The 22,045-nt window shown below is 38.1% G+C and carries 20 protein-coding genes; all 20 read left to right on the top strand.

Translation table 11 applies throughout. From position 1 onward, the window contains the following. The first annotated feature begins 2 nt into the window (after positions 1-2). The 20 genes from fliQ (at position 3) to MKY30_RS20900 (ending at position 21,846) form a co-directional block, all read left to right on the top strand. Positions 3-272 (top strand): flagellar biosynthesis protein FliQ, encoded by a 270-nt coding sequence (fliQ, locus tag MKY30_RS20995; RefSeq protein WP_040980134.1) that lies wholly within the window; start codon positions 3-5, stop codon positions 270-272. A gap of 5 nt (positions 273-277) precedes the next feature. Continuing rightward, positions 278-1,057 (top strand): flagellar biosynthetic protein FliR, encoded by a 780-nt coding sequence (gene fliR, locus MKY30_RS20990; RefSeq protein WP_339282375.1) that lies wholly within the window; start codon positions 278-280, stop codon positions 1,055-1,057. A 1-nt stretch (position 1,058) separates the two neighbouring features. Next, positions 1,059-2,138: a flagellar biosynthesis protein FlhB gene (flhB, locus tag MKY30_RS20985; RefSeq protein ID WP_341085271.1), complete on the top strand. Its 1,080-nt coding sequence runs from the start codon at positions 1,059-1,061 to the stop codon at positions 2,136-2,138. Between the two features lie 20 nt (positions 2,139-2,158). Further along, a complete protein-coding gene (gene flhA / locus MKY30_RS20980) occupies positions 2,159-4,192 on the top strand; it encodes a flagellar biosynthesis protein FlhA (RefSeq protein WP_147209535.1) in 2,034 nt (677 codons plus the stop codon). Next, positions 4,189-5,298 carry a flagellar biosynthesis protein FlhF gene (flhF, locus tag MKY30_RS20975; RefSeq protein WP_341085269.1) on the top strand — a complete coding sequence of 370 codons (1,110 nt, stop codon included), beginning with the start codon at positions 4,189-4,191 and terminating at the stop codon, positions 5,296-5,298. Before flhA ends, flhF begins: the two co-directional genes overlap by 4 nt. Further along, positions 5,295-6,146: an AAA family ATPase gene (locus tag MKY30_RS20970; RefSeq protein ID WP_156986086.1), complete on the top strand. Its 852-nt coding sequence runs from the start codon at positions 5,295-5,297 to the stop codon at positions 6,144-6,146. Before flhF ends, MKY30_RS20970 begins: the two co-directional genes overlap by 4 nt. Before the next feature lie 4 nt (positions 6,147-6,150). Next, a complete protein-coding gene (locus tag MKY30_RS20965) occupies positions 6,151-7,218 on the top strand; it encodes a protein-glutamate methylesterase/protein-glutamine glutaminase (RefSeq protein ID WP_341085266.1) in 1,068 nt (355 codons plus the stop codon). A gap of 23 nt (positions 7,219-7,241) precedes the next feature. After that, complete coding sequence (locus MKY30_RS20960) at positions 7,242-7,715, top strand: chemotaxis protein CheW (RefSeq protein WP_147209531.1); 474 nt, start codon at positions 7,242-7,244, stop codon at positions 7,713-7,715. A 2-nt stretch (positions 7,716-7,717) separates the two neighbouring features. Beyond that, positions 7,718-8,353 carry a chemotaxis protein CheC gene (locus MKY30_RS20955; RefSeq protein WP_339282372.1) on the top strand — a complete coding sequence of 212 codons (636 nt, stop codon included), beginning with the start codon at positions 7,718-7,720 and terminating at the stop codon, positions 8,351-8,353. A gap of 1 nt (position 8,354) precedes the next feature. Further along, a complete protein-coding gene (locus MKY30_RS20950; protein WP_147209529.1) occupies positions 8,355-8,846 on the top strand; it encodes a chemotaxis protein CheD in 492 nt (163 codons plus the stop codon). 26 nt (positions 8,847-8,872) lie between these two features. Then, the gene (locus MKY30_RS20945; protein ID WP_147209528.1) at positions 8,873-9,649 is read left to right on the top strand and encodes a FliA/WhiG family RNA polymerase sigma factor; all 777 of its coding nucleotides are present in this window, start codon (positions 8,873-8,875) and stop codon (positions 9,647-9,649) included. Between the two features lie 28 nt (positions 9,650-9,677). Further along, a complete protein-coding gene (locus tag MKY30_RS20940) occupies positions 9,678-10,142 on the top strand; it encodes a DUF6115 domain-containing protein (protein WP_147209527.1) in 465 nt (154 codons plus the stop codon). A 179-nt stretch (positions 10,143-10,321) separates the two neighbouring features. Further along, a complete protein-coding gene (gene rpsB / locus MKY30_RS20935; protein WP_077601189.1) occupies positions 10,322-11,080 on the top strand; it encodes a 30S ribosomal protein S2 in 759 nt (252 codons plus the stop codon). 459 nt (positions 11,081-11,539) lie between these two features. Further along, positions 11,540-12,424: a translation elongation factor Ts gene (tsf, locus tag MKY30_RS20930; protein ID WP_147209526.1), complete on the top strand. Its 885-nt coding sequence runs from the start codon at positions 11,540-11,542 to the stop codon at positions 12,422-12,424. A gap of 86 nt (positions 12,425-12,510) precedes the next feature. Continuing rightward, a complete protein-coding gene (gene pyrH / locus MKY30_RS20925) occupies positions 12,511-13,233 on the top strand; it encodes a UMP kinase (RefSeq protein WP_147209525.1) in 723 nt (240 codons plus the stop codon). Between the two features lie 2 nt (positions 13,234-13,235). Then, a complete protein-coding gene (frr, locus tag MKY30_RS20920; RefSeq protein ID WP_147209524.1) occupies positions 13,236-13,793 on the top strand; it encodes a ribosome recycling factor in 558 nt (185 codons plus the stop codon). Positions 13,794-14,116: 323 nt separating this feature from the next. Then, positions 14,117-14,875: an isoprenyl transferase gene (locus MKY30_RS20915; RefSeq protein WP_147209523.1), complete on the top strand. Its 759-nt coding sequence runs from the start codon at positions 14,117-14,119 to the stop codon at positions 14,873-14,875. A gap of 15 nt (positions 14,876-14,890) precedes the next feature. Continuing rightward, on the top strand, positions 14,891-15,679 hold the full coding sequence (locus MKY30_RS20910) for a phosphatidate cytidylyltransferase (protein WP_147209522.1): 789 nt from the start codon (positions 14,891-14,893) through the stop codon (positions 15,677-15,679). A 275-nt stretch (positions 15,680-15,954) separates the two neighbouring features. Beyond that, on the top strand, positions 15,955-17,229 hold the full coding sequence (rseP, locus tag MKY30_RS20905; RefSeq protein WP_147209521.1) for an RIP metalloprotease RseP: 1,275 nt from the start codon (positions 15,955-15,957) through the stop codon (positions 17,227-17,229). 327 nt (positions 17,230-17,556) lie between these two features. After that, positions 17,557-21,846 (top strand): PolC-type DNA polymerase III, encoded by a 4,290-nt coding sequence (locus MKY30_RS20900; protein WP_341085262.1) that lies wholly within the window; start codon positions 17,557-17,559, stop codon positions 21,844-21,846. Positions 21,847-22,045: the final 199 nt, after the last annotated feature.

The raw sequence follows: 22,045 nt of genomic DNA, 5'->3' as shown, positions 1-22,045 counted from the left end.
CAATGAGTAGTGAATTGGTATTAACCCTGGCTGAACGGGGGATTTTTACAATTTTGTTAATAACAGTCCCGTTACTGCTGCTGGCTTTAGCAGTCGGACTACTTGTAAGTATTTTTCAGGCAACAACACAAATTCAAGAACAGACATTGGCATTTATTCCAAAAATCTTAGCAGTGTTACTTGGTTTAGTATTCTTCGGACCATGGATGTTAACGACAATCGTTGAATTCACTTCCAATTTATATATGAATATTAATCAATATATAGGGTAGTACGAATGATTGATATTATAAACTGGAATCTTGTTCCGGCATTCATTCTGATTTTTGTTCGTATTATGGCATTCTTTGTAATTATGCCTCTGTTCTCTTATCGGTCAGTTCCGGTTCAATTTAAAATAGGAATCAGTTTTTTTCTGACAATCATTTTAATTTCCTCAGTGGACATCGGTAATGTTGCCCTGAATGATTTATATATATTTCTGCTGGTGAAAGAAGCGCTTGTCGGTATTTGTATTGGATTAATTGCGTTTATTTTAGTATCTGCTATTCAAGTTGCCGGCGGTTTTATTGATTTCCAAATGGGCTTTGCTATTGCCAATGTTGTAGACCCGCAAACAGGTGCACAAAGTCCATTGACAGGTCAATATTTTTATATTATTGCGTTATTATTTCTTTTATCTGTAGACGGCCATCATATGATTTTAAATGGAATGATGAACAGCTTTTCTTATATTTCATTAGATCAATTTATCCCATTTGGCGAAGAGAGTATTATTGAGCTTGTACTGACGACATTTAATACGATGTTCCTCATTGCTTTTCAAATCGCTATCCCCATTGTAGGCTGCTTGTTTTTAGTAGATGTTGCTTTGGGGATCGTAGCGCGTACGGTACCGCAAATGAATGTTTTTGTTGTCGGCTTGCCAATAAAAATTCTTGTGAGCTTTGCAGCAATCCTTGTTTTTCTCGCACTTTACATAGGCTTATTACAATATGTTTTTGAGGCAATGTATCGTGTAATGGTGGAATTAATGGCTTTATTTGGAGGTGCTTAATGTGTTTTTGACATTAGACTTACAATTTTTCGCGGGTGAAAAAACAGAAAAAGCCACTCCAAAGAAAAGACAGGATGAACGCAAAAAAGGGCGGATTGCCAAAAGTCAGGATATAAATACAGCCGTCCTGCTGCTTGGATGTTTTATCGATTTGTTTGTTTTTGGCGGTTATATACTTCAGTATATGACAGGATTTTATAAAAAATCATTTACGGAATACATTCATTGGGAAGTGACTAATAATTCGATTCAAACGATGTTTAATGATTCATTTCTTCAAGCAGTTTTAATGGTTGCTCCCATCATGCTGATTGCCATTATTTCCGGTTTGGCTGCTAACCTGCTTCAGGTCAGGTTCTTATTTACAACAGAGCCCTTGAAGTTTGATTTGAAAAAAATTGATCCTATTAAAGGAGCAAAACGGATTTTTTCCATACGTGCGTTAGTGGAGTTTTTAAAATCTTTATTAAAAATTACATTGGTTGGTGCGGTAACATTTACAGTAATTTGGATGAATAAAGATCAGATGCTCATGACAGCTTTTTTAGATGCAGAGGGAGCATTGGGATTCTTTGCACGGGTTACAGCAATAATGGCATTTTCGGCTATTGCTTTATTAATTTTTTTAGGTGTTTTAGATTATATGTATCAAAAGTATGATTTTGAGAAAAACATTCGTATGTCCAAGCAGGATATTAAAGATGAGTATAAAAATGTTGAAGGGGATCCTTTAATTAAATCAAAAATGAAAGAAAAACAGCGGCAGATAGCAACAAGAAGAATGATGAGTGAAGTTCCAGGCGCGGATGTTATTATTACAAATCCCACCCACTATGCAATTGCAATTAAATATGATGAAGCAAAGGCAGAGGCACCGTTTATTATTGCGAAAGGAACGGACAGCATTGCGCAGCGTATCAAAGAAATTGCAAAGGAACACAATGTACATATGATAGAAAATCGTTCTCTGGCAAGAGCATTATATGCAGCAGCAGAAATTGGCGAAGTCATTCCAGAGGAATACTTTCAGCCGGTTGCAGAAGTTCTTGCTTATGTTTATCAAATGGAGAAAAAAGCGTAAGAAGTTAGGAGAGAATGGAAATGAAAGTCCGGGATATTGCGGTTCTCTTAGGCGTTATACTAGTAATTGTCATGCTGGTTATACCAATGCCAGGAGGACTTTTAAGCTTTCTCATATTAATTAATATAATACTTGCATTGGTTGTTATTTTAGTGGCAATGAATACAACGGAACCGTTGCAGTTTTCGGTGTTTCCAACACTGATTTTGCTTTTGACATTATTCCGGTTAGCTTTAAATGTGTCAACGACCCGGGCCATTCTCTCTGAAGGTGATGCAGGAGGAGTCGTAGAAACATTCGGCTCTTTTGTAATTGGAAACAATCCTTTAGTCGGATTTGTCGTATTTATTATTTTGGTTATTATTAATTTTATTGTTATTACCAAGGGTGCAGAGCGTGTATCTGAAGTAGCTGCCAGGTTCTCCCTTGACGGGATGCCAGGGAAGCAGATGAGTGTCGATGCTGATTTAAATGCCGGTTTAATTACGGAAAGTCAGGCAAAGGAACGACGGGAAAAAATCGAAAATGAAGCAGATTTCCATGGATCCATGGATGGGGCAAGTAAATTCGTAAAAGGAGATGCCATAGCCGGAATTATTATTGTTCTTATCAATATTCTTTTTGGAATGATTATTGGTGTTGTGCAAATGGGTCTGTCCATGCAGGAATCTGTTGATTTATTTATGAGACTTACTGTCGGGGATGGCCTGGTGAGCCAAATTCCAGCATTGCTAATTTCAACCGCAACCGGGATTGTTGTTACAAGGTCCGCCAGAGGAAGTAATTTAAGCGCTGATGTGACAGATCAGCTGCTGCAGTTCCCAAAGCTTTTATATATTGCAGCAGGAGCTATTTTCTTGCTTGGTCTAACACCGATAAACTTTTTCTTAACTACGCTTCTTGCAGCCTTCCTGGCTTTTAGCGGCTATTGGATGGAAAAAAGAACGACGGAACCAGAAGAGGTTACAGAAGAAGAGGAAGAAGAAACGGAATCAACTGCTTTAAAACAGCAGGAGAATGTTATAAATCTCTTAAATATGGATCCGATAGAATTTGAATTTGGTTATGGGTTAATTCCTTTAGCCGATACATCTCAGGGCGGTGATCTGCTGGATAGAGTAATTATGATTCGGAGACAGCTTGCTATTGAATTAGGGATGGTCATACCAGTAGTCCGAATACGGGATAATATACAGCTCCAGCCGAATGAATATCAATTAAAGATAAAAGGTGACACGGTTGCCAGCGGGGAGTTAATGCTGGATCATTATTTAGCAATGGCACCTGACTTTTTAGAGGATGATGTAGAGGGAATTGATACGAAAGAGCCGGCTTTTGGTCTGCCGGCAAAATGGATTAGTGAAAATGTAAAAGATGAAGCAGAATTGTCTGGTTATACAGTGGTTGATCCACCTTCAGTTGTGTCCACTCATCTTACAGAAGTTATCAAGAAGCATGCATTTGAGCTTTTGGGAAGAGAAGAAACAAAACAGCTTATCGATCATTTAAAAGAAACCAACCCAATTTTAGTGGAAGAAGTAACTCCTGAACCTTTATCTATTGGTGATATTCAAAAAGTATTGGCAAAACTGCTAAGAGAAAGTGTATCTATTCGAAATATGCCAGTGATTTTTGAAACGCTTGCTGATTTTGCTAAATTGACAAATGATACTGATGTTTTAGGAGAATACGTTAGACAAGCATTGGCATCACAAATTACAAAAAGCTATGTGAAAGATGATAACTTGTTAAAGGTAATTACTGTTTCCGGCAAAGTCGAAAAAGCAATTGCTGACCATATTCAACAAACAGAGCATGGAAATTATCTATCATTAGATCCAGATCAGCAGCAGGCTATTATTCAAGCAATTCATAAAGAAGCTGAAAAAGTATCCTTACAGGAAGAAACAACTATTATTATCTGCTCTCCTGCAGTCCGGATGTATTTAAAACAATTGTTAGACCGGTTTTTACCTCAAGTTGTTGTATTGTCGTATAATGAATTAGAACCTACTGTTGAGGTACAAAGCGTTGGGGTGGTGAATATCGCATGAAAATAAAAAAATATAAAGCTCCATCTATGCCGGAAGTGATGAAGCAAGTTAGAAAAGATTTTGGCACAGATGCAGTGATTTTACAATCAAGACAAATTAAATCAGGCGGTATCTTAGGGCTCTTTAAAAAAAATTATATCGAGGTTGTTGCCGGTTATGATCCAGAGCCGGTGAAACCTGCTAAAAAAGCTGCAATTCGAAAGGAAGCTCCTGTTCTTAAGAAAGAAATGGTCCGGGAAGAAATAAAAGATGCTCCGCGTTCTAAAGAAATGGAACAAGTTTATAAACTGTTAGAAGCGCAAAGCAGACAGTTGCAGTTCAGGTTAACGCCAGAGGAACAGATAATCTATGATGGCTTAATACAGCAGGAAGTACTTCCTGATATTGCTTTGAATATCGTGAAGGAAGGAAACGACCCAGGAACTGCCTCTCAAGAAGATTCAAGTACATTAAAGCAAGCTGTTCACGAAAAGATAGAAAAACGTTTAGAAGGTCTGGAATTAGGCTTCACCTATAATCATAAGGTGATTCAATTTGTTGGACCAACTGGTGTAGGGAAGACGACCACTATTGCAAAAATTGCTGCACGGATGCAACTAGCTGAGAATAAAAAAGTAGCGTTTATTACGCTGGATACGTACCGGATTGCAGCTGTTGAACAGCTGAAAACATATGCGAAGATTCTTCATATACCTGTACAAGTGGCTTATAATAAACAAGAATATCGCAAGTATATAGAACAATTACAGGACTATGATGTGATTTTAGTAGATACAGCAGGCAGAAATTATCGGGACGATGCTTACTTAAACGATTTAGCAGGCTGGATAAACCCTGACGAGGTAACAAATTATCTTGTCTTGTCCATGACTGCAAAGCCGAAAGATTTTCTGGATATTTACGGGAAGTTTGATGCGATTGGAATACATGGCCTTATATTGACAAAGCTGGATGAAACAGAACAATACGGCAATATCCTAAATGCGGTATCAAGTTATTCAGGCATTCGGATAGGGTATATAACAAATGGTCAGGATGTTCCGGAGGATATGGTCGATCCAACAATAAAGCAGCTTAGTCGTTTTATTGCAGGTGATGAACAATGAGTTATGATCAGGCTGAAAAACTAAGAAACCAGCTTGCTCCGCACAGAGCAGCGAAAACGATAGCCATATGCAGCGGTAAGGGTGGTGTAGGAAAGTCAAATTTCACTTTGAATTTTTCTATTAAACTTGCAAAAGAAAAACATCGTATTTTAGTATTTGATCTGGATGTTGGCATGGGAAATATTGATTTGCTTCTTGGTATGCAGACAAAGCATTCTATAGCAGATGTTTTAAATAATCGAATCTCCATTCAAGATGCTATTGTAAAAAGCAACTACGGCGTTGACTACGTTCCCGGGGGCTCTGGTCTGCGTGACTTTTTAGAGATAGATCAGCATAAAAAAGCTATTTTTTATCAAGGGCTGGAGCTGACATTAAGAGAATATGATTATGTTCTGTTTGATATGGGGGCCGGTGTTACAGAAACGGCGTTATTTTTCATCATGTCAGCAGATGAATGCTTTATCGTAACCACACCCGAGCCTACTTCTATTACAGATGCATATGGGATGATAAAGCATATTTTATTAAATCAGGCAGATATGCCAATTTACACTATTTTAAACCGTTCAAGAAATAGCAGGGATGGGCAAAATATTTTAAATAATTTTCATACCATTATTCACCGTTTCTTAGATGGAGAAGCCCAAGGTCTGGGGTTCATTCCAGAAGACGGAAATGTTATGAAAGCAGTAATGCATCAAAAACCATATACTATACTATATCCGAAAACAAAGGCTTCTAAAGCTGTAGATTCAATTCTGCATACCTATGTAAATCAAACAAGCGGGCCTTTACGTAAGTCTGGCAGTTTCATGGAGCGGATAAAACATTTTATGGAGAGGTGAGAGAATGACTCTGATTAATGTACTTGTCGTAGATGATTCTGCATTTATGAGAAAAATGATTTCAGAAATTTTAACAGAGGATGGCAGATTTCAAGTTGTTGGAACAGCCGTTCATGGTTTGGACGGTGTAAATAAAGTAAAAAAACTGCATCCTGACGTAATTACGATGGATGTTCAAATGCCGAAGCTTAATGGTTTAGAAGCTCTAAAACAGATTATGGAACAATGTCCTACCCCGGTAGTTATGCTTTCCAGTGAAACAAGAAAAGGCGCAGATCAGACCATCCAGGCCATTTCCACTGGTGCTGTTGACTTTATTACAAAGCCGTCTGGCGCTATTTCATTAGATATAAAAACGGTAGAAAAAGAAATTTGCAATAAAGTATACACTGCAGCTGCAGTCAAAGTACATAAAAAAATAAATAATGCAGAAAAGCATGTACCAATAGAGCATATTCGGCAGCCGATAAGCCTGTCTGAGAAGCCATCACTCAACGTTAAAAGATTAGTTGCAATTGGAACGTCCACCGGGGGTCCCAGAGCGTTGCAGGAAGTGATTACCGCTTTGCCAAAAAATCTTCGTGCACCTGTGGCAGTTGTACAGCATATGCCCCCTGGATTTACAGCATCATTATCTGAACGGTTGAACCAAATTAGTAAGGTGACCGTAAAAGAGGCAGAGCACGGGGAGTTAATGAAAAAGGGAACTGTTTATATCGCGCCTGGTGGATATCATATGGAAGTGAAGAGCAGTGGCATGGCGTTAATTGTCTCTTTAAACCAGGAACCGGCAGATAACGGACATCGCCCTTCTGTAAATACTTTATTCCGCTCTTTGTGTGCGTTGAAGAACTATCAAATTATTACATGTGTCTTAACAGGAATGGGAAATGATGGAACACTCGGTCTGAAAGAGCTGAAAAAAGCCAATCCACATGTATTGTCTATTGCTGAAACAGAAGAGACGGCAATTGTTTATGGAATGCCCAAATCAATTATCAATGAAGGGTTAGCTGATTATCAAGTACCTTTGAATCAAATGGCCAGCCAGCTGAGCAATCTTGTAGACTAAATAACTTGAAGGGATAGATTGGAATGGAACAAGAACAGTTAACTACAGAAAGACTGGAAAAAACAATTATTTTTGATTTAAATGGCAGTGAATACGGTTTACCGGTGAACTTTGTGGAATCTATCGAGACATCGTTGCCGATTACCCGTGTTCCACACGAGAAAAGCTACATTAAAGGTGTTATTAATTTAAGAGGAAAGATTATTCCTGTAATAGACCTGCGAATTCGCCTGGGGGAACAGAAGGCACATGGTACAGATGACCAGATTATTATTACCAGAATTGATGATACGCAGGTAGGCTTGATTATAGATAATGCCAATGACGTTTTAGACATCCCGTCCGGTCTTTTGGAAGAACCGCCGGAAACAATTGGCATGGCTAAAAAAGAATATATGCATTCTGTTGTTAATTTTGATGACCGTCTTATTATTTTATTAGATATTTATAAGTTATTAAATTTAGAAGAAATAAAGACAAAAGAGACGGATGATTAATCATGGATGCATTTCAATTAACTACTTTTCAAAAGGATATTTTAAAGGAAATAGGTAATATCGGTGCTGGAAATGCTGCGACATCTCTGTCGATGCTGCTTGGACAAAAAATAGACATGATGGTTCCAAGTGTAGAGATTGCTGATTTTAATGAAGTCATTGAATTAGTTGGCGGCCCGGAACAGCCCATTGTCGGATTAATGTTTCAGATAGAAGGTGAAATCACTGGTGTGATGGCCATTGTCGTCGAAATTGATGAGGCGGAGTATCTGGTACAAAAGCTGACTCATAACGATCAATTCCGGTTATCTGAACAAACAAATGGAACTGAATTAGAAATTGCTATGTCTGCATTAAGTGAAATCGGAAATATTTTAACAGGATCTTATCTTACAGCACTATCTGATTTTACAGGGATGAATCTGCAGCCTTCTGTGCCCCATCTGGGAATAGATATGGCAGGTGCTATTATGACATTGGGGCTATTAGAAATTTCTCAAGTGACTGACTATGCAATTATTATTGATACGGAAATAAGGCAAGAGGAAGAAAATCATGAAAATATTAAAGGTAATTTCCTGTTTATTCCTGATCCAGAATCCTTTCAAAAGCTCTTTGCCAAATTAGGATGGAATTAATATGACTACTACAAAAACGATTGTCAATGTAGGTATTGCAGATACGAAAACAGTTCAACACCCCAATACGATTCGCACTTTAGGACTTGGCTCCTGTGTCGGTACGGTACTATACGATGAGAAACGCAGAATAGCGGGATTATCACATATTTTACTGCCAGACTCTAATCAGGCAAGAGCAGCTAATTCTAATCCTATGAAATATGCAGATACTGCCATTCCACAGCTTTTAAAAATGTTACAGGACCAGGGCGCCAGAGATATTAAAGCTAAAATGGCCGGCGGGGCTCAAATGTTTCAAGCTGGAAAGGGAACCAGCTTTATGCGAATTGGTGACAAAAATATAGAAGCTGTACAGGAAGCACTTCGGAAATTAAATATAAGAATTGTTTCCTCAGACGTTGGCGGGAATCTGGGAAGAACAATTGAATTTGATCCAGAAACGTCAAGGCTTTCGATTAGAAAACGCAATCATGATATTTATACGATTTAACCGATTTGAAAGGAGCGTGTCATTCTTTGAGTTCATTGGACCCTTCACAAGAGCAAGCGTTATGGAATAAATGGATGACCAGTCAAGATAATGAAGCAGCAAATATACTTATTGAAAACTATATGTATCTTGTTTCCTTTCACACGGAAAGAATTGTAAGTCAACTGCCGAACAGTGTTGACCGTGAGGAAATACGCAGTTATGGTCTGCTTGGACTTTATGATGCGTTGCACAAATTTGAATTGAAACGTGATTTGAAGTTTGATACATATGCTTCATTTCGAATAAAAGGTTCGATTATGGACGGCTTAAGAAAAGAGGACTGGCTGCCCCGGTCTATCCGTGAAAAAACAAAAAAAGTAGAACAGGCAAGTGAAGCTTTTGAGCAAAAATATCAACGGGAGGCGCAGCCGGAAGATATTGCTGAAATTACTGGAATGACTGTACAAGACGTAGAGACCACATTACGGGATGCAGTAATGAGTAACATGCTTTCTATTGAAGATAAGCCGAAAGGGCATGAGAATGACCTCAAAGAAGGCATTGGCTACAGCGTAACAGATAAACCGGATTTAAGGCCGGAAGCCCGGCTTATCCAGGAAGAATGGAAGCAGGAATTAATAGAAGGCATCAAGTCACTGAATGATAAAGAACAGCTTGTAATCAGTCTTTTTTATCAGGAAGAGTTAACCTTTACGGAAATTGGACAGGTTCTGGGCTTAACGACGTCCCGAATTTCACAAATTCATAAACGAAGTATTGTTAAATTACGTACAACGCTTCAGAAAATCAGCCAGATTTAATATAAAGCAGGTATGGAAGGGAATGTATATGTCAACATTATTATGGATGATCAGCTTTTTATTACACGGCATTTCCATTTTAGCTATTTATTTATTATTAAAAGACAGACAGAACGCCGGCGGCAATAAACAGACGGAAAAGATATTGAAAGAGACACTGGAAGAAATTCAGAGGGAAAACAGGACATTGCAAAATCTCTTAGTGGAAGAGAAGCAGCCAGATAAAAAGCCGTTTAATAATGAAAAAGTAAAACCAGAATCTTTAAAGCCTCAAATAGAAAATAAAGAAAATGATGCACAATCAGAGATGGAATGGCCTGATATTGAAATTCCTCAATCAGCTGCATATCAGGATGAAGTAGAAACCTCCTTAGAAGCAAAAGTGCTTCAGCTTCATACGAATGGTGAAACAATAGATGATATTGCTAAAAAATTAAACTGTGGAAAAACAGAAGCTGAAATAATTATCAAAATGTATCAGAAAAAGTCATAGAAATTACTTGCTTACATAGGAAGGTTATGGTATAGTAACTTTTGGTGTAAATAGTCTATCTATAAATTAGTTAGATAAAAATCACACGCATTTGGATTTATAAGATTGGTGCTGAAATGACAGTATTCTTATAAAGAAGATAAATGCGGAGGAATACAACCAATTAGGAGGAATTTATTATGGCAGCAATTTCAATGAAACAATTGCTAGAAGCTGGTGTACACTTTGGTCACCAAACTCGTCGTTGGAATCCAAAAATGAAAAAATACATTTTTACGGAGCGTAACGGCATCTATATCATCGACTTACAAAAAACAGTTAAAAAAGTGGATGAAGCATACAACTACGTTAAGGAAATCGCATCAAACGGCGGTACAATTCTTTTCGTCGGTACAAAAAAACAAGCTCAGGATTCAGTGCGCGATGAAGCAATCCGTTCTGGAATGTTCTTTGTAAACCAACGCTGGTTAGGCGGAACGTTAACTAACTTCCAAACAATTCGCAAACGTATCAATCGTTTGAAAGATATTGAAAAAATGGAAGAAGACGGTACTTTCGAAGTGCTTCCTAAAAAAGAAGTAGTAAATTTATTAAAAGAAAAAGATCGTCTTGTTAAATTCCTAGGCGGAATTAAAGAAATGAAAAAACTTCCTGATGCTTTATTTGTAATTGATCCTCGTAAAGAGCGTATTGCAATTGCAGAAGCACATAAACTACACATTCCAATCATCGGAATCGTTGATACAAACTGTGATCCGGATGAAATCGATTATGTTATCCCTGCAAACGATGATGCAATCCGTGCAGTGAAACTTCTTACTTCAAAAATGGCAGATGCTATTTTGGAAGTAAAACAAGGTGAAGAAACAGAAGAACCTGTTTCTGAACAAGACCAATTAGAAGCAGAAGTTGCTGAAGAAGCTGCTTCCAAAGAGTAATCTTTTAAAAGGTGAGGGTGATAAGAGGATAGAAGCCTTTTATCACCCTTTTTTCAAAGAGTAAGAAAGTATAAAATGTTGAGGATAGCCGCTCCAGCGGTTTTCATGGGGTGAGTAATCGCAACCCCAGAAATACACTACGCTTTCCGTGGGCTTGAGCTCAGCCTCCTCGAAAAAAAGAAGAGCACTTTTTTCCTGCGGAGGCATACAGGACGTATGTCAGTTCGGTGTTGCGACAGGATGTCGCGAACTTAACCGAACTTCCTTCCGTTTTGCGCATTCCCACAGGAGTCTCCGTGTATTTCTTCTGGGGCTGCGATTACTCGTCCCATCGAAAACCGTCGCAGCGGACATCTCCTTGGCAAGAACATCAGTATGTTAAAAACCAAGCGATTTTCTTGGTTTTTCTTAGGAAAGAAATTCAGCTTGTATAATCGAATATTTTAAGGAGGAATTAACATGGCAGTTACTGCTCAAATGGTTAAAGAATTACGTGAAAAAACAGGTGCTGGAATGATGGATTGTAAAAAAGCACTAACAGAAACGAACGGAGATATGGAACAAGCAATTGATTTTCTTCGTGAAAAAGGTATGGCAAAAGCTGCTAAAAAAGCAGACCGTGTTGCAGCTGAAGGATTAACTCATATTGAGGTTGATGGAAACAGAGCTGCAATTATTGAAGTAAACTGTGAAACAGACTTTGTTACAAAAAACGATCAATTCAAGCAATTACTTGCGGATCTTGGAAAGCATATTGTGAAGAATAATCCTGCATCTGTTGAAGAAGCTTTACAGCAAAATCTTTTAGACGGTTCTGAAACAGTTGAAAATGCAATTACTAGTGTCGTTTCTAAAATCGGAGAAAAAATCTCTCTTCGCCGTTTCACTGTATTAGATAAAACAGATAATGATGCTTTTGGTGCATACCTTCATATGGGAGGGCGTATTGGCGTACTTTCTTTATTAGAAGGCACTACTGATGAAAATGTAGCTAAAGACGTTTCTATGCACGTAGCAGCTATCAATCCTCGTTACGTATCTCGTGAAGAAGTTGCAGAGGAAGAAGTAAACCGTGAGCGTGAAGTGCTTAAGACACAGGCATTAAACGAAGGTAAACCAGAAAAAATCGTTGAAAAAATGGTTGAAGGCCGTTTAGGTAAATTCTTTGAAGAGATTGTTCTTTTAGAACAAAGCTTTGTAAAAGACCCAGACCAAAAAGTGAAAAAATATGTTGCAGATAAAGGCGCTTCTGTAAAAGCGTTCGTTCGCTATGAAGTAGGCGAAGGAATGGAAAAACGCGAAGATAACTTTGCGGAAGAAGTAATGAGCCAAATTAAAAAATAAGTTTTACAAATTAGGGGACATTAATTTGTTCCCTCTTTTGTAACTATATAATCTAATCTAAATACATTTTTTCTCTGGAGGTTATTATGACGACAGCACATTATAATAGAGTTGTGTTAAAATTAAGTGGAGAAGCATTAAGTGGAGATGAAGGCTACGGAATCTCACCTAAAGTGATTCAATCCATTTCAAAACAGGTTAAGGAAATTGTGGATCTTGGTGTAGAAGTTGCTGTAGTTGTTGGCGGCGGAAACATCTGGCGCGGCAAAGTAGGATCAGAAATGGGAATGGATAGAGCTTCAGCTGACTATATGGGTATGCTTGCAACAATTATGAACTCACTTGCCCTGCAGGATGGTCTGGAAACAATTGGTGTACAAACCAGAGTGCAAACTTCTATTGAAATGAGGCAGGTTGCTGAGCCATACATACGGCGGAAAGCGATTCGCCATCTGGAGAAAAAGCGTGTTGTTATTTTCGCTGCCGGAACTGGAAATCCTTATTTTTCTACAGATACGACAGCGGCATTACGAGCAGCAGAAATTGAAGCAGAAGTTATTTTAATGGCAAAAAATAATGTTGATGGTGTTTATACAGATGACCCTAAAATTAACAAAGAAGCAAAGAAATATGATTCTCTTACCTATTTAGAAATGTTAAATGAAGGATTAGGTGTTATGGATTCTACAGCTTCTTCATTATGTATGGATAATGACTTGCCTTTAATTGTCTTCTCTATTATGGAAGAAGGTAACATTAAACGAGTTATTCAAGGTGAAAATATCGGAACAACGATAAGGGGGAACTAAGAATGTCAGAATCAGTAATTAAAGATATGAAAGAAAAAATGGCTCAGGCAGTTCAGGCTTTTTCAAAAAATTTAGCCTCTGTTCGTGCTGGGCGCGCAAATCCCAGCCTTTTAGACAATGTTTATGTTGATTATTATGGTGCTTCCACACCACTTAATCAATTAGCTCAGGTCGGTGCTCCAGAAGCAAGGTTATTAACAATTACACCATATGATAAATCTGCAATAGGTGATATTGATAAGGCAATACAAAAAGCAGACTTGGGTCTTTCTCCATCGAATGACGGGAACATTATTCGCATCAACATTCCTGCACTTACACAGGAAAGAAGAAAAGACTTAGTAAAAGTTGTTGGAAAGTATGCTGAGGAATCTCGTGTACAAATTAGAAATCTGCGCCGTCAAGCAAATGATCAGCTAAAGAAGGCTGAAAAAAATGGCGATATGACGGAAGATGATTTAAGAGCATTTCAAGATGATGTTCAAGAAACTACGGATACTTTTATCAAACAAATTGAAGATTTAGCAAACACAAAAGAAAATGAAATTATGGAAGTGTAATAGAAGGAATACTTCATTTCTATTAACCTTCGTCGTATAAATCCTGGCAAAAATTTTTTGTTTAAAGGTGACAGTTTTCTGCTAACGTAGTAAGATGCCATTAAGCCCTCTTATTAAAGGGGGTTTTTGTATTAATACCACTGGCAATCATGTTCGTATAATACATGTTAAACTGGATACAGTCATAATATTTATTGGCATGGTCATGCCTTTCATCCCTTATTCTTTTATGAGAAGTTCAAAATTAATTTGATTTCTCTTTGCACACGCATTTTAAAAATAAGAATAGGGTTATGAACAAACAACCATTCGGGGGACGGAAAATGTCTATTAAAATTCCTTTTTTATCAAAACAACCAAAAGAATCTGATTCACTTTCTGAAGAAAATGCTCCTAATCATGTTGCTATCATCATGGATGGGAACGGGAGATGGGCGCAAAAACGGGGATTACCCAGGTTTGCTGGTCATAAAGAAGGTGTATCTACGGTAAACAAAATCGTTAAAACCGCAGTGAAAGCAAATGTGAAGGTTTTAACGCTTTATACTTTTTCAACAGAAAACTGGAAACGACCAAAACAAGAAGTGGAATATATTTTAAAACTTCCAAAAGAATTTTTGCATGTATATTTACCAAGCTTGATGGAAAATAATGTTCGTATCCAGACGATAGGCGATTTTCAGTCGTTGCCTGGCTATACGAAGGAAGCAGTAAACTATGCAATGGAAAAAACGAAGAACAATGATGGGTTAATTTTAAATTTTGCAATTAATTACGGCAGTCGTCATGAAATTTTAAAAGCAGTCAAGCAGATTGCAACAGAATTGAAAGAAGAAAACATAGATATTGACAGCTTAGATGAAGAAGCATTTTCAAAGCATCTATATACAAATGGTGTTTCGGATCCGGATCTGTTAATCCGGACTGGTGGCGAATACCGTTTAAGTAATTTTATGCTTTGGCAGCTTGCATATACAGAATTCTGGTTTACGGATAAGCTCTGGCCAGAGTTTACAGAAGAAACATTCCATGAAGCATTACTTGCATATCAGCAGCGCAAAAGACGATATGGAGGTATATAAGGTGATGATGATTTAATGAAGCAACGAACGATAACAGCTATAGTGGCTCTACTTATATTTGTGCCAATCATTATTATTGGTGGATTGCCGTTTACCATTTTTGTCTATCTGTTAGCTACAATCGGGTTATTTGAATTAATCCGGATGCGGCATCCAGATAAGAACTTCTTTCCATATGTTTTATCAGCTTTATTAACATGGGTCATTTTATTACCTAATGAATTTTTTACTAATATAGAATGGTTCACGAAGTATGAATTGATTTCTGTTATTATTTTTGTTTTATTAGCGTATACGGTGCTTGTGAAAAATGAGTTTACCTTTGATCAGGTTGGTTTTGTTATCCTCGCAGCGTTTTATGTTGGATTAGGATTCTTTTATTTATTGCAGACCAGAGATGGAGAAAATGCACTGAGAAATATACTGTTCGCATTTTGTATCATCTGGGCGACGGATACAGGAGCCTATTTATTTGGACGCAAACTTGGAAAACATAAATTATGGCCTACAATCAGCCCTAAGAAGACTGTCGAAGGCGCTGTGGGAGGCATCTTTGTAGCAGTAATTGTTGCTGTGATTTTTCATCTGATAGAACCTTTTGATCAGTCATGGCTGACTCTTATTATTGTTACTGTTATAGCTTCAAGTTTTGGACAAATTGGTGATCTGGTGGAATCTGCATTTAAACGTATTTATAATGTGAAGGATTCAGGGAAAATTCTGCCTGGGCATGGTGGTATTCTAGATCGATTTGACAGCATGCTTTTTGTTTTTCCATTACTACATTTTATTCACTTTTTTTAACATATTGAAGCGAATATTGTAGAATCGGTAAAGTAAACCGACTTACCCGAATATACTAGGTGAAGAGCTTTCTTTTCTTGATACATAACAACCTTTTATTTTAAAATTATGGGACAAGTAAGCATTTATATTCTGTTCCTGCTTAAAAAAATAAATGCATAGTCTTTTGTCTAAGGTTCTATGCTATAAAAAAGTAAATTATTGTTATGTAATATTATTGCAGGAAACCAAGTTTTAATAACCTCTTTCTACCTTTACAAAAGGAAGGTGCTGTCATGACAACTGTTATTGCATTTATATTAATGTTTGGCGTACTCGTATCTATCCATGAGTGGGGACATCTGATCTTTGCAAAACGGGCAGGGATGCTTGTTCGTGAATTTGCAATCGGATTCGGACCAAAGATATTATCCTTCACTAAAAACGAGACGCTTTATACAATCAGATTAATCCCTGCAGGCGGCTATGTCCGTGTTGCTGGAGACGATCCGGAAATTGTTGAATTAAAACCAGGACATCATATTGGGTTGGAATTTAACAATGATGGAAAAGTAGCAAAAATCATTGTGAATAACAAATCAAAGCATCCTAACGCCCGCACGATTGAGGTGGAGAATGTTGACCTTGATCATAAACTGATTATTGAAGGTTATGAGCAGGACGACGAGGATACGAAGCTTCATTTTGATGTAGACCGTAAAGCAATGTTTGTCGTTGATGAACGGGAGACACAGATTGCTCCTTTTGATAGACAATTTGCATCCAAAACGGTCGGACAGCGAGCTATGCAGCTATTTGCAGGGCCAATGATGAATTTTGTACTGGCTATCTTTATCTTTCTGCTTATGGGGCTTATCCAGGGCGTACCGGTAGAGCAGGCACAAATGGGTGAAATTCAATCAGGTAGTCCTGCAGAAGAAGCTGGACTTCAGGAAAATGATGTTATTACTCAAATAGGAGATCAGTCCATTTCAACTTGGGAACAGTTTACAGATATTGTACGGGAAAGCCCTGGTCAGGAATTGGATTTGGTCATTTCCAGAGGAGATACGGAGCATGAATTAACTGTTGTGCCAGCGGAAGTTGAGGCAGTTAATGAAAAAGGTGATCCTATTGAGGTTGGTCAAATTGGAGTATTGGCAGCCTATGAAAAAGATATCCTTGGCACGTTAAAATTTGGATTTGAAAGAACGTATGAAACGACCAAACTTATTATTACTAATTTGGTCATGTTAGTAACGGGTCAGCTTTCCATTGATGTTTTATCTGGACCGGTAGGAATTTATGATGCAACCGATCAGGTTGTTCAATCTGGTTTTTCGAACTTTTTAATGTGGACTGCTATGTTAAGCATTAATTTAGGGATTATTAATTTAGTTCCTCTTCCGGCTTTAGATGGCGGCAGATTGATGTTTGTTTTAATTGAAGCGGTCAGAGGAAAACCGATAGCACCCGAAAAAGAAGGTGTCTTCCATTTTGTCGGATTTGCATTATTGATGCTATTAATGATTGTTGTCACATGGAATGACATTCAACGTCTATTCCTGTAAAATAAAATAGTAAATCTAAATAAGTTACCCTTGTCGATTTATAGACAAGGGTTTCCTGTTTGTATATGAGCAGATTATTGAATTATACGATTCCTATCAGGACATTTATACAGAATAGAAATAGAATAAGGAAGATATGATTATCCAGTGTAACCCGGTACAGTGTACTCCCGGAAGGGCTCTTATTAAACGATTTGATTTTTAATCAAATCATTCCTTTGTATTAAGAGGTACGAATTAATATAATAAGTATAGCGAGTTTTTAACTTATAGGAGAATTTTTCTTCCTGTGTAGTCACAAATCCATCTACAATTGGAGGGACATAAATGAGTATTTCCAAGCAAGAAAAAATGAAATTATTACTGGAGCAAATTCAGTTATCTGAAACATCAATTCAGAAGTATTTTGCCTCAAGCTATTTAGAAAAAGTAGAGGTTTATAAGCAAGAAAAAAAATGGCATTTCTATATATATATTGAGGATGTTCTTCCTTTTGATGAATATCTATATCTGTATCAATCCTTGCAAAAAAGCTTCTCATCGATTGCTGAGAAGGTAGAGCTGACACTACATACAGATAATAAACAATGCAGTGAGAATGATATTGGCGTTTACTGGAAGCATTTTTTAGCAACAACAACATTTTCACCGGCACATCAGGAAATGATTATGCAGCAAACACCAAAAATTACAGATAATAAAATTATGTTAACTTCCAGAAATGAGACGGAATCGAATATCTTGAAAAAAAGACTGGAGCCGGCTTTCAGTCAATTTTGTTATCGCATTGGCTCCAAGCCTTATGCTATTGATTTAGAAGTAAAAGCGAATCAGGAAGAAATGCAGGTATTTCAGGATAATAAAGCGAAAGAAGACCAGGCACTTGTTCAAAAAACCGTTCAAGAAAAAGAAAAACGGGATAAAGAAAAAGATGTACCGGTGAACCAGCCGTTGGCAATCGGTTATAAGATTCAGGATGAGCCGGTTGAAATGAATCAAATTCTGGAAGAAGAAAGACGTATTACGGTACAAGGATATGTATTTGATTCAGAGATTAGAGAGCTGAGATCAGGACGCAGTCTTTTAATTATAAAAGCAACAGACTATACAGATTCCCTGCAAATTAAAATGTTCTCCAAAGGCGATGAGGATGTCAGCAAGTTTCAATCTGTTAAGAAAGGTATGTGGGTAAAAGCCCGCGGCAGCATTCAGACCGATATGTATACCAATGAGCTGGCAATGATGGCGAAGGATATTCACGAGGTTCAAGTGAGAGAAAAGCAGGACGAGGCACCTGAAGATGAAAAAAGAGTAGAGCTGCATGCACATACCACAATGAGTCAAATGGATGCGGTTGTTTCTCCGGAAGCTTTAGTCGAACAGGCGGGTAAGTGGGGACACCAGGCTGTAGCTATCACAGATCATGCTGGTGTACAAGGCTTCCCTGATGCTTATTATGCAGGCAAGAAACATGGGGTTAAAGTGCTCTATGGTGTGGAAGCAAACCTTGTCGATGATGGTGTTCCAATTGCTTATAATGAAAGCGACCACGTGTTAAAAGATGCAAACTATATTGTATTTGACGTGGAAACAACAGGTCTTTCAGCAGTTTATGATACGATTATTGAATTAGCTGCTGTCAAGGTGCATGATGGCGAAATTGTTGATCGATTCGAGTCATTTGCTAATCCGCATCATCCGCTTTCGGAGACGACAACGAATTTAACTGGTATAACAGACGATATGGTTAAGGATGCACCAGAAGTCGGTGATGTATTAAAAGATTTCCATGCCTGGATGGGAGAAGATATTCTGGTAGCACATAATGCAAGCTTTGATATGGGCTTCCTAAATCAGGGTTTTAAACGGATTGACTATGAAAAAGCAGCCAACCCGGTGATAGATACCTTAGAATTGGCAAGATTCCTGCTTCCGGAACTTAGGAATCACCGTCTGAATACATTGTGTAAGCATATGGATATTGAATTGACACAGCATCACCGTGCTATTTACGATGCAGAAGCGACCGGTTATTTATTATGGAAACTTGTTCAACGGTTAATTGAAAAAGAAATAACCAATCATCAGGATTTAAATAACCATATGGGCGAAAATAATGCCTATCAGCGCTCCAGACCTTTTCACTGTACAATTTTAGCGCAGACGCAGGAAGGCCTGAAAAACCTTTATAAGATCGTTTCTCATGCCCATATCGATTACTTCTACCGCGAGCCAAGATTGCCAAGATCTGTCCTGAAAAAATATCGTAAGGGACTGCTGATTGGTACTGCCTGTGATAGAGGAGAAGTCTTTGAAACAATGATGCAAAAATCAGAGGAAGAGGCGGAGCAGGTCGCTGAATTTTATGATTATATTGAAGTACAGCCGCCAAGTAACTACGTTCATTTAATAGATAAGGATTTAGTACAAAATGAAGCACAGGTAGTAGATATATTACGGAAGCTTGTGAATCTGGGCGACCGGATGGGCAAATTAGTAACAGCAACCGGAAATGTTCACTACTTGCAGGATATTGATAAGCAGTACCGTCAGATTTTAATAAAATCGCAGGCTGGTAATCCATTAAACAGGCAAACGCTGCCTGATACACCGTTCCGTACTACAGGCGAAATGCTTGGGGCTTTCTCCTTTTTAGGAAAAGAGAAGGCAAAAGAAATTGTTGTTCAAAACACCCAGCAGCTGGCAAATGAAATAGAGGATATTTCGCCGATTCAGGATGGCTTATTTACACCGAACATTGAAGGTGCAGAGCAGGAAATGCGCGATCTGTGCTACAGCATGGCTAAAAGAGTGTACGGAGAGCCAATACCGGAAATTGTTACAAGCCGATTGGAAAAAGAACTCGAAAGTATTATCGGAAATGGATTTGCCGTTATTTATTTAATTTCCCATAAGCTTGTTAAAAAGTCATTGGATGATGGTTATCTAGTAGGATCACGTGGCTCTGTCGGTTCATCCTTTGTTGCAACCATGACAGAAATTACAGAAGTTAATCCGCTCCCCCCACATTATGTTTGCCCAAGCTGTAAACACTCTGAATTCTTTACAGACGGTTCTGTAGCGAGCGGTTATGATTTGGCAGATAAAAATTGTCCGGAATGTGGAGAAGCACTGAAAAAAGATGGACAGGATATTCCTTTTGAAACATTCTTAGGCTTTAAAGGGGACAAGGTGCCTGATATTGACTTGAACTTCTCGGGAGATTATCAGCCGCGAGCCCACAACTATACGAAAGAACTATTTGGGATTGACAGTGTATACCGGGCAGGAACAATCGGAACTGTCGCTGAAAAAACAGCTTACGGCTATGTGAAAGGCTTTGCTTCTGATCACCAGCTCGTCTATAAAAATGCGGAGATTGATCGTCTTGTGCAAGGCTGTACAGGAGTAAAAAGAACAACTGGCCAGCATCCCGGGGGAATTATTGTTGTCCCGGATGATAAAGAAATTTATGATTTCACGCCAATCCAGTTTCCGGCAGACGATCGGAATAGTGAGTGGCGGACAACGCATTTTGATTTCCATTCGATTCACGATAACTTACTGAAGCTGGATATACTTGGACACGATGACCCGACCGTCATTCGCATGCTGCAGGATTTAAGCGGCATTGATCCAAAAACCATTCCGACGGATGACGAAGAGGTCATGAAAATTTTTGGCGGTACAGAATCATTAGGTGTTACCCCGGAGCAGATCCAGTGTAAGACCGGAACTTTGGGAGTGCCTGAATTTGGTACAAAATTTGTTAGGCAAATGCTTGAAGATACGAAACCTAAAACATTTGCAGAGCTGCTAATTATATCCGGTCTGTCTCATGGTACAGACGTATGGCTTGGTAATGCACAGGAGCTTATTGATAATGGGACCTGTAAGCTTCCAGATGTAATCGGGTGCCGTGATGATATTATGGTGTATTTAATGCATAAAGGGTTAGAGCCTTCGATGGCGTTTAATATCATGGAGTTCGTCCGTAAAGGAAAAGGATTGAAGGATGAATGGATCGATGAAATGAAGAAAAACAATGTACCTGACTGGTATATTGAATCTTGTAAAAAAATTAAATACATGTTCCCGAAAGCTCACGCCGCAGCTTATGTTTTAATGGCTGTACGGATTGCTTATTTCAAAGTTCACCATCCGATTCTTTTCTATGCTGCATATTTCACAGTCCGTGCGGATGATTTCGAATTAGATACGATGATTAAAGGATCCGATGCTATTCGCAAGCGGATGGAAGAAATCAGCTATAAAGGGAATGATGCTTCTCCAAAAGAGAAAAACTTACTGACAGTTTTAGAGATTTCATTAGAAATGTGTGAACGTGGTTTATCTCTGAAAAAGGTAGATTTATATAAATCAAGTGCAACAGAATTTATTGTTGACGGTGATTCTTTACTGCCTCCTTTTAATGCAGTAGACGGATTGGGCACGAATGCTGCTCTAAATATTGTAAAAGCACGTGAAGAGGGAGAATTCTTATCCAAGGAAGATTTAAGAGAAAGAAGTAAAATCTCTAAAACCGTGCTGGAGTATCTGGACAATCACGGGTGTCTGGAAGGCATGGAAGAGAAAAATCAACTTTCTTTATTCTAGGAAGCGTTCTGCAGGTTTATTTTTGAGTAATAAGAAAGACTTCATTAAACCAAAGGATTTCCGTCAATTGCAATGATTGCAGGACGGAAATCCTTTTTATAGATGAGTTACGGATAAATCAGCCTGATTTTGGGAAAACTATTCTTGTTAAAAGCGGATTATATAGCGGAAAAAAGCTTTAAAGTCTTGATTTAGTGGT

This window comes from Oceanobacillus sp. FSL W8-0428, from assembly GCF_038004405.1.
Taxonomy (GTDB): Bacteria; Bacillota; Bacilli; order Bacillales; family Amphibacillaceae; genus Oceanobacillus; species Oceanobacillus sojae.
Note: the sequence above shows the minus strand (reverse complement) of the source record. Positions and strands in the feature narration are given on the sequence as shown.